15 protein-coding genes and 3 pseudogenes are annotated in these 15,199 nt (G+C 34.0%); 15 read left to right on the forward strand and 3 right to left on the reverse strand.

What is annotated here, in order from left to right:
• The first annotated feature begins 39 nt into the window (after nucleotides 1–39).
• From SO785_RS01760 to SO785_RS01805, 10 genes and pseudogenes are all read left to right on the forward strand, one after another.
• Nucleotides 40–1,218, forward strand: a complete 1,179-nt coding sequence (locus tag SO785_RS01760) for an MFS transporter (protein ID WP_003548117.1) — start codon at nucleotides 40–42, stop codon at nucleotides 1,216–1,218.
• A gap of 17 nt (nucleotides 1,219–1,235) precedes the next feature.
• On the forward strand, nucleotides 1,236–1,643 hold the full coding sequence (locus SO785_RS01765; RefSeq protein ID WP_003548115.1) for an OsmC family protein: 408 nt from the start codon (nucleotides 1,236–1,238) through the stop codon (nucleotides 1,641–1,643).
• A gap of 11 nt (nucleotides 1,644–1,654) precedes the next feature.
• Nucleotides 1,655–2,347, forward strand: coding sequence for an aldo/keto reductase (locus SO785_RS01770; RefSeq protein ID WP_011254460.1), 693 nt, complete (start codon nucleotides 1,655–1,657; stop codon nucleotides 2,345–2,347).
• 99 nt (nucleotides 2,348–2,446) lie between these two features.
• Nucleotides 2,447–3,205, forward strand: a complete 759-nt coding sequence (locus SO785_RS01775; RefSeq protein WP_003548110.1) for an LBA1426 family S-layer associated protein — start codon at nucleotides 2,447–2,449, stop codon at nucleotides 3,203–3,205.
• 148 nt (nucleotides 3,206–3,353) lie between these two features.
• The gene (locus SO785_RS01780; protein ID WP_003548108.1) at nucleotides 3,354–3,527 is read left to right on the forward strand and encodes a hypothetical protein; all 174 of its coding nucleotides are present in this window, start codon (nucleotides 3,354–3,356) and stop codon (nucleotides 3,525–3,527) included.
• A 16-nt stretch (nucleotides 3,528–3,543) separates the two neighbouring features.
• Nucleotides 3,544–4,242, forward strand: a pseudogene (locus tag SO785_RS01785) (alpha/beta hydrolase); the annotation flags it as partial.
• A gap of 130 nt (nucleotides 4,243–4,372) precedes the next feature.
• Nucleotides 4,373–5,869 (forward strand): glutamate/gamma-aminobutyrate family transporter YjeM, encoded by a 1,497-nt coding sequence (gene yjeM, locus SO785_RS01790; protein ID WP_003548106.1) that lies wholly within the window; start codon nucleotides 4,373–4,375, stop codon nucleotides 5,867–5,869.
• Between the two features lie 76 nt (nucleotides 5,870–5,945).
• Nucleotides 5,946–6,080 carry a hypothetical protein gene (locus tag SO785_RS01795; RefSeq protein WP_003548105.1) on the forward strand — a complete coding sequence of 45 codons (135 nt, stop codon included), beginning with the start codon at nucleotides 5,946–5,948 and terminating at the stop codon, nucleotides 6,078–6,080.
• Nucleotides 6,081–6,172: 92 nt separating this feature from the next.
• Nucleotides 6,173–6,727 (forward strand): cysteine hydrolase family protein, encoded by a 555-nt coding sequence (locus tag SO785_RS01800; RefSeq protein WP_011254459.1) that lies wholly within the window; start codon nucleotides 6,173–6,175, stop codon nucleotides 6,725–6,727.
• Nucleotides 6,728–6,841: 114 nt separating this feature from the next.
• A complete protein-coding gene (locus SO785_RS01805; RefSeq protein WP_003548102.1) occupies nucleotides 6,842–7,015 on the forward strand; it encodes an NADH-dependent oxidoreductase in 174 nt (57 codons plus the stop codon).
• Between the two features lie 238 nt (nucleotides 7,016–7,253).
• Here SO785_RS01805 and SO785_RS01810 read toward each other — a convergent pair.
• Nucleotides 7,254–8,603 (reverse strand): annotated as a pseudogene (locus SO785_RS01810) (RNA-guided endonuclease InsQ/TnpB family protein).
• A gap of 281 nt (nucleotides 8,604–8,884) precedes the next feature.
• Here SO785_RS01810 and SO785_RS01815 point away from each other — a divergent pair.
• The 4 genes and pseudogenes from SO785_RS01815 (at nucleotide 8,885) to SO785_RS01830 (ending at nucleotide 12,551) form a co-directional block, all read left to right on the forward strand.
• Nucleotides 8,885–9,805, forward strand: a complete 921-nt coding sequence (locus SO785_RS01815; RefSeq protein ID WP_003548097.1) for an oxidoreductase — start codon at nucleotides 8,885–8,887, stop codon at nucleotides 9,803–9,805.
• Between the two features lie 157 nt (nucleotides 9,806–9,962).
• On the forward strand, nucleotides 9,963–10,475 hold the full coding sequence (locus tag SO785_RS01820) for a hypothetical protein (protein ID WP_003548094.1): 513 nt from the start codon (nucleotides 9,963–9,965) through the stop codon (nucleotides 10,473–10,475).
• Nucleotides 10,472–11,748 (forward strand): annotated as a pseudogene (locus SO785_RS01825) (glycosyltransferase family 2 protein). The gene SO785_RS01820 and the pseudogene SO785_RS01825 overlap by 4 nt, the downstream one beginning before the upstream one ends.
• Nucleotides 11,748–12,551, forward strand: coding sequence for an EAL domain-containing protein (locus tag SO785_RS01830; RefSeq protein WP_003548090.1), 804 nt, complete (start codon nucleotides 11,748–11,750; stop codon nucleotides 12,549–12,551). The pseudogene SO785_RS01825 and the gene SO785_RS01830 overlap by 1 nt, the downstream one beginning before the upstream one ends.
• A 37-nt stretch (nucleotides 12,552–12,588) precedes the next feature.
• Here SO785_RS01830 and SO785_RS01835 read toward each other — a convergent pair whose 3' ends face one another.
• Complete coding sequence (locus SO785_RS01835; protein ID WP_011254456.1) at nucleotides 12,589–13,284, reverse strand: EAL domain-containing protein; 696 nt, start codon at nucleotides 13,282–13,284, stop codon at nucleotides 12,589–12,591.
• Nucleotides 13,285–13,414: 130 nt separating this feature from the next.
• Nucleotides 13,415–14,518 (reverse strand): GGDEF domain-containing protein, encoded by a 1,104-nt coding sequence (locus SO785_RS01840; protein WP_011254455.1) that lies wholly within the window; start codon nucleotides 14,516–14,518, stop codon nucleotides 13,415–13,417.
• Nucleotides 14,519–14,986: 468 nt separating this feature from the next.
• Here SO785_RS01840 and SO785_RS01845 point away from each other — a divergent pair, with 468 nt between their 5' ends.
• A complete protein-coding gene (locus tag SO785_RS01845) occupies nucleotides 14,987–15,142 on the forward strand; it encodes a hypothetical protein (RefSeq protein WP_003548084.1) in 156 nt (51 codons plus the stop codon).
• Nucleotides 15,143–15,199: the final 57 nt, after the last annotated feature.

Consider the following 15,199-nt stretch of genomic DNA (forward strand, 5'->3'; position numbering starts at 1 on the left):
ATAGTTGTATAATTTCAATTAAAGAATCGAGGAATTATTTTGGCAAAAAGAAAATCAATTTATACTAAAGACGTTATTTTAGTTATGGCAGCGTCCTTCTTTTTCATGTTCAGTACTATGTTTGTTAATCCGTTGATTAATGGCTATGCCAAAAATTTAGGAGCAAGTAGTGCTTTTGCAGGAATTATCGTAGGTATTATGAGTGTGGCCGCTATGTTTTTACGCCCCGTTGCTGGTAATTTAACTGATAAATTTTCTAAGTATCGTTTATCCTTTATTGGTGGAATTTTAATATTAATCGGAATAGTAGGATATATCCTTACTCCTTCAAGCGGTTGGTTGCTGTTATTTAGACTGATTAATGGTACGGGGTATGTTTTATGTACTGTTTGTATGACAACTTGGCTGGCATTTTTGGTTCCACGGCAACACGTTGGTGAAGCAATGGGTTTCTATGGCTTAATGAATGCCTTGGCAATGGCATTAGCACCAGCACTTTCAATTAATATTTATCAAAAAATTGGTTATCGTGAAAGTCTGATTGCATCGGCTATTTCAGCTTTATTGATGGTTATCTCTATTCAATTTGTAGGTAATCATGCTAAGCCTAATGCAGAAATGTGCCAAAGAGCTGCTAAAAAGCACTTTAAGATTATTCAAGTAAATGTTTTACCGGTAGCTATTTTAACCACTTTATTTGCAATACCATATTTTGTTACCCAAGCAGATATTGTAACTTATGTTGAACAAATGCATTTAAGTGTTGCAGTAGGATCATATTTCTTGATTTATGCAATTGTACTCTTAATTATTAGAATTGGATTCAAACGCTACTTTGATACTGTGCGCTTTGGCGTGTGGTTCTGGATTAGCTTGGTGTCAACAGCTGCTTATATTATTTTGCTGGCGGTTATGAATAATAATTGGCAAATGGCCTTAGCAGCTGCTGGGATGGCCATGGGGTACGGCATTATTTATTCAGTTTTACAATCAACCGCTTTACTTCTTGCACCAATTGAAGAACAGGGATTAGCTAGCTCAACTTTTTATTTAGGATTGGATATTGCTATGGCTTTTGGTCCTATGATTAGTGGTGTAATTGACAGTACTTTTCCTATTAAATGGTTTTATCCGATCGAATTAATCTTAATTCCATTTATACTTTTAGTTTACTTTATTTGGCGCAAGAGATTGAATGGTGCGATAGATCACCATTAAAGAAAGGTAGAAATTCGATGAGTGATTATTTAGTAAAATCTCAACTAGAAAATAAAGAATGGCAAATTTCTAATCATGTCCGTGATCACAACTTTATTTGTGATGCTAATGATAAAAAGTACGATGCTGGTCCTAATCCGGTTGAATATTTATGTGGAAGTGTAAATTCTTGTATTGTAATGTCAGCAGGAATGATCACTAAAGCACATCAATTAGATGTAAAGAATTTTAATGTAAAAAATTATGCCAAGACTGAAAAAATGGGTTATGGTAAATCAGTAGTTACTGAGATGAGAATTGAAGTCTCTTTTGACTCAGAAATGTCAAAGGAAGAAAAAGAAGAGTTTTTAGCTCATGTTTTACATGTATCTACGATTTACCAAACTATTAAAGAAGCAATAAAAATTTATGTAGAATTAACCTAAGAGGTGAAAGAATGACTTTATTAGATGAAGCCGTTGTATTGAATGATGGTAGTTTGATGCCAAAAGTTGGTGTTGTTGTAGGTAATAAACCAGCAGATGATGCAATTAAAGCAGGTTATAGATTAATTGACTGCAGCCTTGATCAAAAAACAAAATTGAAAGCTGAAAATCCGCAACTATATGTGGAAGTTCAGGTCCCAGAAGATGTGATTACTCGTGATGATTTTAAAAAGATTAGACAAGATATTATAGACCATCATGCTGATCTGTGCTTATTGAAGCTAAGTGATAATAAGGAAAAAAATGGTCAGATTTGGCAAGAATTAGAGCAATTAAAAATTCAAGGCTGGATTAAAAATATTGGTGTTATTAATATCAGCGTCGATGCATTGAATGAATTATTAAATCATACTCAGGTTAGACCATGTGTAGCGCAAATTAGTTATGAAGATCAAGGATTAATTAACTTAGCTCGTGAAAATAGAATTCAAGTAGAAATTCCAGTTCATGGTGATATTAATGCTTTAGCTGAAATTGCTAGTCATTATGGTACCAGCTCTGTCGAATTAGTCATGCGCTATTTCAGTCAAAAGGGTATTGTTCCATTGTTTGAAATTGAAGATGTAGTAGAAAATCCAAGAATTAACTTCACTATTAATGCTGAAGATTTAGCTACAATTGGTCAACTTTTTGCTCAAAAGTAAAATAAAAATAGACTTATACATAAGCATGTCTATCCATAAAAAATAGATAAAAGATGTTATAATTAAAGCATAATAGTTAGTTTTTAGGAGATATTAAAAATGAATACAAGAAAATTAATTACTTCAATGGCAGCGGCTGTAATGCTTTCTACAGGTTTAGCTGGTGTGGGTACTGCAATGACAAACCAACCAGCACAAGCTGCTACTCAATCCGGTAGTTCAATCAGTATTAGACGTAGATCAGTAACTGCTACAGTAAATTCTGATAAGCCTCAACTTATTGCATATGATCCATCTACTAATAAGTTTGTTAAGGCTCTTGATTCAACATATGTAAAAGGTCAAACTATTCCAGTTTACTATGCTATTACTGCTACATCTACTGCTAATGGTACAAGCCAAAACGTTACTTTCTACTTCCTTGAAAATAGAACAGTAGATGGCAAGAGTTGTATGATACTTATTCCATCAACTTCTGTAACACCAGCTTCAACTGTGCCAACAGCAGAAGAATTCCAAAAGACGGCTGAAAATGATGCTAAAACTATTCAAGATGCTTATGCAAATAGAACTATCAAGTCCATTACTGTCACTCCAAAATCCAAAAAGGGCGCCAAAATCTATTACGCTTATAAAAAGAGCGCAAAATCAAAGAAGATTGTCTTCAAAGCAACCAATAAGAAGATCAAATATGGCAAGAAATATAAGTCATCAATGATTGTTAAGAATGGTAAGAGTAGATATGTATATATTGGTAAGAAGAGATATCTTAAATCAACTGCTGTAAAAGTAACCAATGTTAAGTACTCACCACTTAACTTACCAGATGATATTAAGAATTTAATCGTTAATAACTAATCTATTAATGAAGAAACTCGTCAATGTGTAATACATCGGCGAGTTTTTTAATGCTTTATAAGTATTGAACTTACATATAATAAGTATTTCACTTCAAAAATCAAACGTGGTAAATTAATAATCAATAAATGACGAGAAGGGGATATTCATGAAAAAGAAAAGTCTGTTGATCAGTGCAGGTACAGTTATTGTTGTCTTACTTGCTACGCTTGGTTCATTTTTTATTAATAAGCAACGTGATGAAAGAGTGCAAGATATTAAGCCGATAAAAGTGGTATCAAGAAGTACCCCCAACTTACTTCTTCCATGGCTGGGGCAGTAGCTATCACGCTGAAGAAAAGATGGTGCAAGCAATTAGAAATGCTGGTATTACTAACAGTGTAATTCGTGTTAACGTAACTAGGAGTGGTGAGGTTATCTTGCATGGGAAGTTTAAAAAGAATGCCCAAAATCCAATTATTGAAGTAAATTTTGATGATAATAAGTTAAGCGACTACGGTAATGATTATGTTCGTGGTTATGAGACAGCCGGCGCACGCTATGTTAGAAATGCTATTAGAACTGTTAACAGAAAGTGTGGCTTCAGCAAAGTAAACATCGTGGCTCATTCAATGGGTAATCTTGAAACGGCCTATTTCTTTAAAAACTACGGTAATGAAATTCCAGTAGAACACTTTGTTTCCATCGCTGGTCACTATGATGGTATTCTTGGCATGAACGATAAGGCTAACCAATTGAAAATTAATTCTAAGACTGGTAAGCCAAGCCGCATGCAACCAGAATATCGCGGTTTATTATCACTTAGAAAAACATTCCCAAGAAATACGCGTGTGTTAAACATCTATGGCAACTTAGAAAATGGTACTAATTCTGATGGTTCAGTTTCTAATGCATCATCAAGATCATTACGTTACTTGTTAAATGGTCGTGCAAAGTCATACCGTGAATTGATGATTCGCGGCAGCAATGCACAACATAGTAAGTTGCACAATAATAATGAAGTAAACCAAGCAATTTCCAACTTCTTGTGGAAATAATCTATTGTATTTAAAGACTTAATTCTGATATATTGCGGAATTAGGTCTTTTTTTATGTTCTTTTGAAAAAGTTCTTCTAAAAGTTCATAATAAATACTGTCTGTTTTTTTAAAGGAGTTGTTTTATATTTATGAAGCAAGATAATCACGTTAAGATTAAACTAGGCAGTTTAGTCTTAATGATTTTCTCTTCTATTTTTGGATTTAGTAATTCATTGACGGCCTTTTACCAGATGGGATATTCAAGTATCATTTGGTATATTGTAACTGCCGTTTTGTTCTTCTTGCCATCCGCACTTATCTTTGCGGAATACGGTGCAGCTTTTAAGGGGATTAAAGGTGGTATCTTTTCTTGGCTTGAAGGTTCTACTAATGAAAAGGTAGCATTTATCGGAACGTTTATTTGGCTATCTGCCTGGGTTGTCTGGCTGGTATCTTCTACTCAGTTTTTCTTGGTATCGGTTTCAACCGCTATATTCGGACATGATACTACTCAAAGTTGGCATTTGGGAGGATTAACTTCAACACAATTATTAGGGATTCTTGAAGTTATCTTTTTAGCAGTTGTTACTTTTTGTGCCGCAAAGGGAATCGACAAAATAAAGGCGATCAATAATATTGGTGGGATTTTTACTTTGGCGATTGCTATTGGTTTTACAGTTGTTTCATTGCTGGTGTTCTTTTTAAATCATGGCCAATTGGCTGAACCTATTACTTCCCAGAATTTGGTTCATTCACCAAATCCATCATTCCAATCCCCAATTGCAGTTGTTTCATTCATTGTTTATGCATTATTTGCTTATGGTGGTCTTGAAACTACTTCTGGTGTGATTGACTCAGTTGATAAACCTGAAAAGACTTACCCTAAGGGGTTGATCATTGCGATGATTATGATGACTGCACTTTATGTTGTAAATATTTTTATGTGTGGGGTAGCTGTTAACTGGAATAAGGACTTAGGTGTTAAAGGTGTTGACCTTGCTAACGTTGAATATGTTTTGATTAACAATCTTGGTGTGGTCACTGGTAAGAGCTTAGGCTTGTCTCATTCAGCATCTTTGGCAATCGGTTCAGCATTTTCACACTTTGCTGGTATTGCTGATGTTTTATCAGGTATCGCTGCTGCATTTTTGATGGTTTACTCACCAATTAAGTCATTTATTGAAGGTTGTGATCCACGACTTTTACCTAAAAAATTGGTTGAACTTAATAAGCACGGGATGCCAGAACGTTCAATGTGGCTACAAGCAATTATTGTTAGTGTAATTATTTTGTTTATTTCATTTGGTGGTAATGCTGCCAATCAATTCTACACAATCTTGATGGATATGATGAATGTATCTTCATCTGCGCCATATTTATTCTTGATTGCAGCTTATCCATTCTTTAAGGCAAAAAAGGATATTGATCGTCCATTTGTTTTCATTGAAGGCAAAAAGAAGGTTTGGGCAACCACTATTGTTGTTTGGTTAGTCGTCGCAATTGGTATTATCTTTACTTGTATTGAACCTTTATTTACAGGAGATTATCAAACATCATTCTGGACTGCAATTGGTCCAGTTGCATTTGGTATTGTAGCTTGGGTATATTATGCATATCGTGAGCGCAAAGATAAAGCCGCATTATAAAAAGAATAAGCAGATTTATTTAGTATTTATTGATTATTTGTTAAATTAATTAATAAAGAATCAGTAGGTGATCTAAATGAAAAGAACTACTAAATTAGGCGTGAGTGCCTTGCTTGTTAGTCTGTTCGCTTTATTTGTTGGTAAAAAATTAGATGATGAAGTAAATAAAGATGACGCAAGCGATGACCGCGGCGTTGGACCGCTAGATTAAATTAGAAGGAATCAAATTCAATCATTTGGATGGTTTGATTCTTTTTTGTACAATGAATGAAAACGTAATTTGATTTTACAAAGGAAATAAATATGACAAATGAAGCTTTATTAATCATCGATTATACTAACGATTTCGTAGACGACAAGGGTGCACTCACTTGTGGCAAGCCAGCACAAGAATTAGACGATACTATTGCCAATTTGGCTGATAAATTTTTAAAAGAGGACAAGTGGGTGATCTTTCCAACTGACAAGCACTTTAAGGATAATCCATATCATCCTGAAACGAAGCTTTTTCCACCACATAATTTGCCTAATACCTGGGGACGCGAATTATATGGGAAAGTAGGAAAGTGGTATGAAGCTCACAAAGATAATAATCATGTAATTTTGATGGATAAAACTCGCTATTCTGCTTTTGCTGGTACGTCACTTGATCTGCTTTTGCGTGAGCGTAAGATCGATACTTTGCATTTGACTGGTGTCTGCACTGATATTTGTGTTTTGCATACTGCAATGGATGCTTATAATCATTGCTATAACTTGGTTGTACATGAAAATGGCGTAGCTAGCTTTGATCAAAATGGTCATAAGTGGGCATTGAATCATTTTAAGACTTGTTTGGGTGCTAAGGTTGTAGATTAGATAGAAAAATAAAAAAGGTTAGCTATTATTAATTAGTTAATGATTTTAGTTCTTACTTTTTATTAGTGATATAATATGAGTGATTTAACTGATAAAAAGTAAGAAGAAACTGATATGGCTGAATTAAACGATTCTTTGACTTTTAAACATGGCGCAAAAATCTCTAACCGCTTCGTTCAACCGCCGATGTTGACAAACAGTGGTATCGATGGCGAAGCAAGTGAAGACACAATTAATTATTGGAGACATCACTCAAAGTCGGGTGGTATGTTAATTACTGAATGTTAGAAAATATTAGGTAAATGTATCCATATCTATCCACTTGAAGACATTTACTACACTTTTATCCTCGCTTTTTCGTCAATATTCGCCTCAACCTGCTTTATAACGCACCAAAAAAGAATAATCTCTTTCGATACTGACAGGACAACTTTACGATTGCTTCAACCAACTGCGCAAGGATAAAGCTCATATTCATTTACTAATTATAGACTCAAATGAGAGTTTATACTTAGCTGGTACCCTCCTAAATGGTCGGACTCCATTTAAAAGGTCGCAACACTGCGCCCACTATCCCGTCATCTAATGAAAAATTCGGGAATACTTTTTTAATTATTTGTAAAGCTCCGTTTATATCCGCATTGATTAAAGTGCCGTTGTCTGCTTTAAACAGGCCGCGCTTAATTCTGCGATTGACAGGGCTTTTTCTTTGTTTTTTACGGCTCTTATTGCCATTGTTCCAACAAGGCTGTTCATGATCTAGTGCGCTAATTTGACTAGTATAGGACTCGTTAGTCTGAATCACGGTAATACCTGCCAGATTAGCCTTATACTTAATCATGTCAATCATCACCTGATGCGGAATACCGATAAAGTTCTGGTTGTTTCGCTTACCCATCTCGAATGACCTTTTCCAAGACTTGTTCTTGCCAATGACAATCGTGTTTGCGTCACAGCTTAACGCATAATCTACTATACGTTTGGATGCTTTGTGGGCAAACTGTCTAATCTTGTCATTACGCCAAGCAGTAATTCTTTTCATGGCTTTGGTCTCTTGATAAACTGGCTTTAAGCCTTGCTTAGTACTAATCAGCTTTTCTAACTGATGATACTTAGCTTGCAGTCGCTTTAGCTCGCTACGCTTTTTGTTGTAGTACTGGTTGACTGATTTAATTCCACGACCGTTGATAAGCAAAGGGCGAGCGCCAGTATTGCTTACGCAAGCAAAAGCATTATCAATGCCAGGGTCGATGCCAAGATATTTGCCGTTATCAGGCAGATACTTAATTTTTTGCTTAGTTTTATATGGTACGATTACCTTATAACCATTAGCTACCGGCTTAAAGGCCACTCTGCCAATCTTTTTAATATCTGCCGATGCCAGCTTGATTTTAATACCTAGCTTTTTAATAACCAAGTAGCCCTTGTCCTGTTCATCTTTTCTAACGATCTGGGCATTCTGATTGGTCACATAAAAAGTGTGGCGCTGACTTTTGTGCAGGTATCTGGGCATTCTGGGTCTGCCAGTAAACCTAGCCGGATTCTTGCGGTAAGCTTTTAGTGCCTTAAACCAGGCTTGCCAGATAGTCATCACTTCTCGCAAAGTCTGTTGAGCGCTTTGAACGTAGCCCAGCTTGTGATAAAGCATATTTTCCTTTGATTCATAGCGTTTCTTAAACAGAGTATTCAAGTCGGTAAAACTGTTAATGTACTGACGCTTAAAGAAAGCTTATCGAACGTCATACAGGGCACGGTTGTACAGATTATGTGCCTGAGTAGCCGCTTCATCCAATAAAGGCGCAGCTGGAATCAGATATTCACTGGCAAGCTGCTCATATTGGGTACCATTTCTAGAAACTGTTCCATTCTTGACCATTTGTTCGCCTCCTTTTTGAAATAATTATATCAAAAGGAAGGCAAAAAGAACATATGTTTTAAAATATATTTAGTTTACTTTAAAACCTGGTTGCATTAAGGCAAAAGTGTAGCATAATTAGATCAAATGAAACAAAGTGATAGCAATTAATACATTTTTTCTAACTATATATTTATGTTACTCCTGAAGGTGGCCCCGCAATTTCTTGGGCAAAAGATCGTACGCAACTTGCTGTTTATGATGATAAATTCGTACCGCAACTTAAGAAAGTAGCTGCTGCAATGAAGAGCAGCGGCAACAAGGCAATTATGCAGATTGCTGATACTGGTCGTGAGGCGAGTGGTCGCGTAGCCCTTTATGGCAAGCCTGTATATGCTCCAACTGCTATGGACTTCCCATTTTTACCGTATAAAGTACATGAATATAGCGATGAGCAAATCCATAATGTGATAAAAGGCTTTGGTAGAGCCGTTAAACGTGCAGTTAAAGCCGGATTTGATGGTGTAGAAATCCATGGTGCAAACCATTACTTGATCCAGCAATTCTTCTCAGCTTATTCAAATCAGCGAACAGATCATTGGGGTGGCAGTTTGGAAAAGAGAATGAACTTCCCGCTTGCTGTAGTTGAATCTGTCGTAAATGCCGTTAAGAAGTATGCACCCAAGGACTTTATTGTGGGCTACCGCATTAGTCCTGAAGAAATCAATCCAAATAGTGTTGGCTACACTTGGCATGAGTCGACGCAATTGATTAAGGCAATTACAGATAAATTTGATCTTGATTATATTTACTTATCTTTGCCAGCTTATGATCAAAAGCCAGAGGATAGTGACAAGACTTTTGCGGAATTGTTTAGGCCTGTTTTAGGCGAAGGCACCAAGGAAATTATTGTTGGTGGTGTTGATAGTCCTCAAAAGGCTAGGGATGCAATGAAGTACACTGACTTAGTAGCGGTTGGACGTGAAAATATCATTGATCCATTATTTGCCGAAAAGATTCTGACTGGTCATGAAGATGAAATCATCGATAAAATTACGATTGAGCAGACTAAGAAAAATGGTATGACTCAAGGAATGATTGACAATTTTTCAGCAGCCAGAGTTGGCAATCCACTTACAGGTGATGAAAATATTAAATCACTCCACACAAAGCCAGGTGCCTGGTCTGAAATGACTTATGTTGATAGTGATGAAATGAAGTAAATAAAAAACTAAAGAATTAAGCACAGTTCTGAAGAAATTTTCAGAACTGTTTTTTTATAGATATTCTTAAATTAGCAGCTCAGCTTGAATTTTTTTACTATAATAGAGGGTATCCAAAAATAAGGAATTATAAAAAATAGGATGTGTTATTAAAAAAGTGAACATAGATAAAGATGTCGAAGGAACTAATCAAAATTATCGTGATGCTTATTTTGAATCAGGCCATATATTATTAAAAATCTGGCAAACTATCGTGCTAATTATAGGATGGATTTTTTTCTTTACGCCTTGTGTGATAACAATATCAACCTATCTAGCATATCTGACACGTGGACGATATGGTCACTATTTTTGGTATTACAGTGAAGGATTTGACATGATAAATTTAGTAATAATCTTACTAATATTTGCCTTAGCAATGATAGCCGTTTTTTGTATTTCGTTTAGTTACGTGCAATATCAGCGTGCAAAGGGATTAGTTACTAAATGGCCCATGTATGATATTTCTGAAAATAAAAATAAAAGACAGAATGCTGAAAATTTTATGACCGAACGTTTTGGTGAACCTCAGCTAAGACAGAATGTTAGATATTATGAAGTAGAGCCTGAACAAAATTTGGGTAAGTCTCAATTAAAAGATGTAATTAATAAAGAAGATGATAAAAAGTGAGTTTTCTTAATACGACTGAAGTAATTATAATTACAATTTTAAGTTTATATCCAATTCTTGGGGCGATGTTTTGGTTCTGGGGAGCTGTGGCTTATGTGATTTTTCGGCGTAAAGATGAATTACCCAAGGATAAGAAACTGGATCATGAACCTTTCATTACAATTATGGTCCCGGCTCATAATGAAGAAATAGTGATTGAAAATACGCTGACATATTTATTAACCAAGCTTAATTATCACAATTATGAAGTTCTAGTAATGGATGATGGTAGTACTGATAAGACGCCAGAAATTTTACATAGAATGCAAGAGCAATATTCAAAATTGCGGGTCATTCGAGTTGAGAAAAATTCGGGTAAAGCACATGCTTTTAATATTGGAATGTTTTTCGCAAAAGGCGAATATATTTTAAGTAATGATGCAGATACTGTGCCAGAAAGTGATGTTCTGAATAAATATATGCTCTATTTTACTAGTCCCAAGGGTTTAAACTATGCAGCAATTACAGCTAACATGGATGTTTACAATCGTTCAAGCATTTTAGGCAAATCTCAAACTGTGGAATTTTCTAGTATTGTAGGGATTATTAAACGAAGTCAAACTGCGGTTAATGATACTATGTATGCTTATAGTGGTGCTAATACTATGTATCGACGCGATTTTTTAATTTCAGTTGGCGGATTTAGACAAGATAGAGCAACGGAGGACATTAGTATTGCTTGGGATCATACTTTTAATAATTTAACGCCCAAATTTGCACCTGATATTGTTTTTCATATGAATGTGCCGGAAGGATTAATCGACTTATATCACCAAAGAAAACGGTGGGCTCAAGGTGGAACAGAAGTATGGCTGACCAACTTTGCTAAGGTATTAAAACACCCCTGGAAAAATAGATTTGTTATTCCGATGATGACGGATACAACTTTATCGATTGTTTGGTCGTTTTTTTCTGGATTACAACAATTATCTTTATTATTTCTATGATTTGCTTTGCAGTCGCAGGTAATTGGGAGAGAGTTTATCATGGCATAGTTATGTCCCTGATATATGTTAATTTCCAAATGATTGCAGGTATATTGCAAGTATTAGCAGCACTGATTTTGGACTTTAATGGCGTTAAATTTAAGTATTTGTTATTTGCTCCGATTTATCTGATCTTTACTTGGATAGTTAATCCGTTAACTATTGTGACAACTTTTGTTAGAGCTGTTCAAACAATTATGGGGCATGGAAGCGGTAAGTGGATTAGTCCTAAGCGGAAGGTAGATTAATGGTTAAATTAATATCTATTTTAACGATTGTCTTTATTATCTTCACGATTATTTGTATTCTATTTTGTATTGAAGCTTATTTTCGTTATCGACAAAAAACAGGCATAGATGAAGATAAAAATTATACTAATAATTATAAATATTTTGTTCAAAAAATTTATGATAAGAATGATAAATTAACAGCTTATGAATTATTATTGCGAGAATATAATTATCAAGAAAAGCAGTGGCAATTACCTAAAGATGTAAATAATTTCCCTTTGAATTTAGTAGCTGAAGCTGTTGAAAAACAACATCATCAATTTGCTGATGATGTTGGAATGTTAACGATTAATATGACAGTCAGTCAATTAGCCGATTATCGGGCTGGAAATTTTTTGAATTGGGTGATGGGTGTTCTCCCCAATAAGATTATTGTGCTTGAGTTGGATATTAATGACGTATTGAATTCTAATTTATGGCGACGACGACGCTTAATGAAAGATTTAGAGATTTTGGCACGCAATTATCCTAATATTCAAGTTACGATTGAAGGGGTAAATTCGTCAAAATATCATTATAAAAAATTGATTAAATATTTACCTTGGGTAGATTATATTAAGTTTAATGCATCTGCCTTTAATAAATCTAATGATCATTGGATTGACGTCACCTTAGCTCAATGGCAAAGAAAATTAAAAAAGTATAGTGTCAAAGACGTACTGGCAAGAATCGAAGATGAAAATCAAGCTACCTTAGCCAAGCAATTGAAGGTAAATTATCGTCAAGGTTATCATTATCAAAAGCCACAACAAATTAAATAAGAGTCTGGGAATTTTTCCCGGACTCTTTCTTGTTATATTAATAAATGTCTTCTAATTTGAGTGCTTTTTCCCAGTAATAGCCTTGTTGGAAAATATGCTTGTTGCCGGCAAAACGCTTAGCAATTTCTTTTGATCTAACAGCTTCTATCACTAAATCTAAGTGTTTTTCTTTAGCAAAGGCTGCCCAAGAATCAATAAAACTAATGGTAGTTCCTGAAGAAACATTATCGAAGATAAGTAATGAAAGTTTAATCACACTGATCTGATTAACATGATGATTGACAAAACTAAAACTATTACTACCGGAATCAACATCGTCTAAAGCAATTTTAAATCCAATATCATTAATTCTTTGAAAAGCGCAATCGAATTGGCGATTCCCAATATTTCCAGCTTGTAATTGACGCTCAGTAATTTCAATAATTACCTTTTGACCATATTTATCATAAATTCGTCTTAAGAATTCCCATACGCTTGGATAAGCGAATTGAATGGGTTCAACATTTAAATTTACATGAATATTGGGATGAAGGGAAAATAGATTTTTTAATGACTTTTCTTCTATTTGGATCCATTTTTGATTATCTTCCTCAGTACTAATGATTCTGAAAAAATCATGATTAGGGAATTGGTCGTTTTCATCACGTAATAACATCTCGTAGTGGTCAACTTTATGATTCATGTTTTGATCTATCTGAAAAATAGGTTGAAACACATTATGCCACTTATACATTTTTTCTCCTTTCAATTACTTAAGGTGAGCAAGATCCTATGAATATTATTTTACCTAAAAGTAAACTTAGTCGTATCTTTATAATCTATTATAATTGAAATCTGTTAGTTCGATAGAATAATCATTTTGGTTAACCAATTAGGATTTTTGCTCGACCTGTCTTTTTTGCTTGATAAACTAACTCATCGGCTCTTTCAAGGGTTTTAGTGAACTTTTCATTATTATGATGCTCGGTTAAACCACCTGAGAAAGAGAAAAAGATTTTTTGTCCTTCATCTGTTATAACGGGATGCTTTGAGTAATATTTATTGATACTATTAAGGATTTTAATAATTTTAGTATTATCTTTAGTTTTAATTAAGATGGTGAATTCTTCACCGCCAAAGCGATATACAGCACAATGAGGATCAAAGTTATGGTGAATATCTAATTTTAATTTTTTAGAAAAAGTACTCAAAACGGTATTGCCATTTAGATGACCATAAGTATCATTAACCTGCTTAAAGTGATCAATATCAAGAACTGCAATAAAAATAGGCATGTTGCTCTCGTCTTTTGATAATCCCTGCATTTCTTCATCAAAGGCTCGATAGTTGAGTAAACCCGTTAGGTCGTCACGGACACTTTCGTAATGTAGTTTTTCAATTTCTTCTTTTTGCTTTTGTTCATAATACATTCTTGAATTTTCAGCTATGATAATGAAAAAAGTTCCTGCTAGTATACTAACTGTGAAATCAAGTTGAAGCTGATGTTCAAGATATAAATGTAACATATGAATAAAGCAGTTACTGTATAAAGCTATTGTATACTTATAATAGTAGGAAAGTCTCTTATTATGTAAGACAGACCAACAAACTAGGCCAATTAGGGCAAGTTGTAATAAAGTCGCTCTTAAATTTATAAATTGATATCGTTTTAAATATGCATCTAACATCCATGCTAAAACAGGGGTCAGAGCAAAAAGGCCCCACCAAATTTGATGTTTATTTCTTAAAATCATTGTGATGGGGATAACATAAATAAAAGCCATAATGTTCAAATTTAGTAGCGTTAGTTCCATGATACATATTTCTTGAACTATGTATAAAAATATAATATAAAAAACAGACCATTGTCTTCCTCGCCACTTGGTAATTTTAGAATCCCAATATCCTTCCAAGTGGACTTGAGCAATTATCATGCTCATAACTAAAAATGGAAGAAATAAAATTGAGCTTAAGACTTGAAAAAACACGGTTTAAAACCTCATTTCTTAAATTTATTAATAAAAAATGTTGTTTAATGTATATAAATATAATTTTTTCAGAGATAAACTATACACTTTTTTTGGATATCCAGCATTTTTGTAAGGAAAATAGTTCTCGATTTTAAGGCTTGCTTCATAATTTTGTAAAAATAGGGTACGTAAAATAACAATGAAGAAAATGGTAGTTGATTAGCGTTGTTATTTTGGACTGATGATAAATAACTAGCTATTATTGGAAAACAAAAAATATATTTGAATAACCATAATTGCTAGATTAATATAATTTTAATTTTTATTAAATGACGTTTGAGATTAAAACTATATAGAAATAGAAAAGTGATAGGTGTAGGACGACACTTGTTTTAAAATAATAGTTCAGAGTAAAATTAAACTATATTAGTCTGTCTAGCTACGGAATTAGAGTTAGTTAATCATGATACAAGAATTCGAGCTACGATGGATAAAGTATATGAATTAACAGAGTGCAGAAAAAGCGTAAACAAAAATAAAGATTTTGATCAAGTTTATGTAGTATTTGATAAAGATGAACATAAAAAACAAGAGCTTCTTGAGTGTAAAAGATTAACACAAAAGAATAGAAATGGTTTTTAGGGTGGTTTGTAAACTACTATTTTTTAGCAGATATATAAAATAAAGGAAAAACAAAAA

The organism is Lactobacillus acidophilus (assembly GCF_034298135.1).
In the GTDB taxonomy this organism is placed as follows: Bacteria; Bacillota; Bacilli; order Lactobacillales; family Lactobacillaceae; genus Lactobacillus; species Lactobacillus acidophilus.

Bases quoted from the DNA above. Each gene is read 5' to 3' on its own strand.
- SO785_RS01765 (WP_003548115.1), top strand. From the start codon at position 1,236: ATGAGTGATTATTTAGTAAAATCTCAACTAGAAAATAAAGAATGGCAA.
- SO785_RS01770 (WP_011254460.1), top strand. From the start codon at position 1,655: ATGACTTTATTAGATGAAGCCGTTGTATTGAATGATGGTAGTTTGATG.
- SO785_RS01775 (WP_003548110.1), top strand. From the start codon at position 2,447: ATGAATACAAGAAAATTAATTACTTCAATGGCAGCGGCTGTAATGCTT.
- SO785_RS01780 (WP_003548108.1), top strand. From the start codon at position 3,354: ATGAAAAAGAAAAGTCTGTTGATCAGTGCAGGTACAGTTATTGTTGTC.
- yjeM (WP_003548106.1), top strand. From the start codon at position 4,373: ATGAAGCAAGATAATCACGTTAAGATTAAACTAGGCAGTTTAGTCTTA.
- SO785_RS01795 (WP_003548105.1), top strand. From the start codon at position 5,946: ATGAAAAGAACTACTAAATTAGGCGTGAGTGCCTTGCTTGTTAGTCTG.
- SO785_RS01800 (WP_011254459.1), top strand. From the start codon at position 6,173: ATGACAAATGAAGCTTTATTAATCATCGATTATACTAACGATTTCGTA.
- SO785_RS01805 (WP_003548102.1), top strand. From the start codon at position 6,842: ATGGCTGAATTAAACGATTCTTTGACTTTTAAACATGGCGCAAAAATC.
- SO785_RS01815 (WP_003548097.1), top strand. From the start codon at position 8,885: ATGAAGAGCAGCGGCAACAAGGCAATTATGCAGATTGCTGATACTGGT.
- SO785_RS01830 (WP_003548090.1), top strand. From the start codon at position 11,748: ATGGTTAAATTAATATCTATTTTAACGATTGTCTTTATTATCTTCACG.
- SO785_RS01835 (WP_011254456.1), bottom strand. From the start codon at position 13,284: ATGTATAAGTGGCATAATGTGTTTCAACCTATTTTTCAGATAGATCAA.
- SO785_RS01845 (WP_003548084.1), top strand. From the start codon at position 14,987: ATGGATAAAGTATATGAATTAACAGAGTGCAGAAAAAGCGTAAACAAA.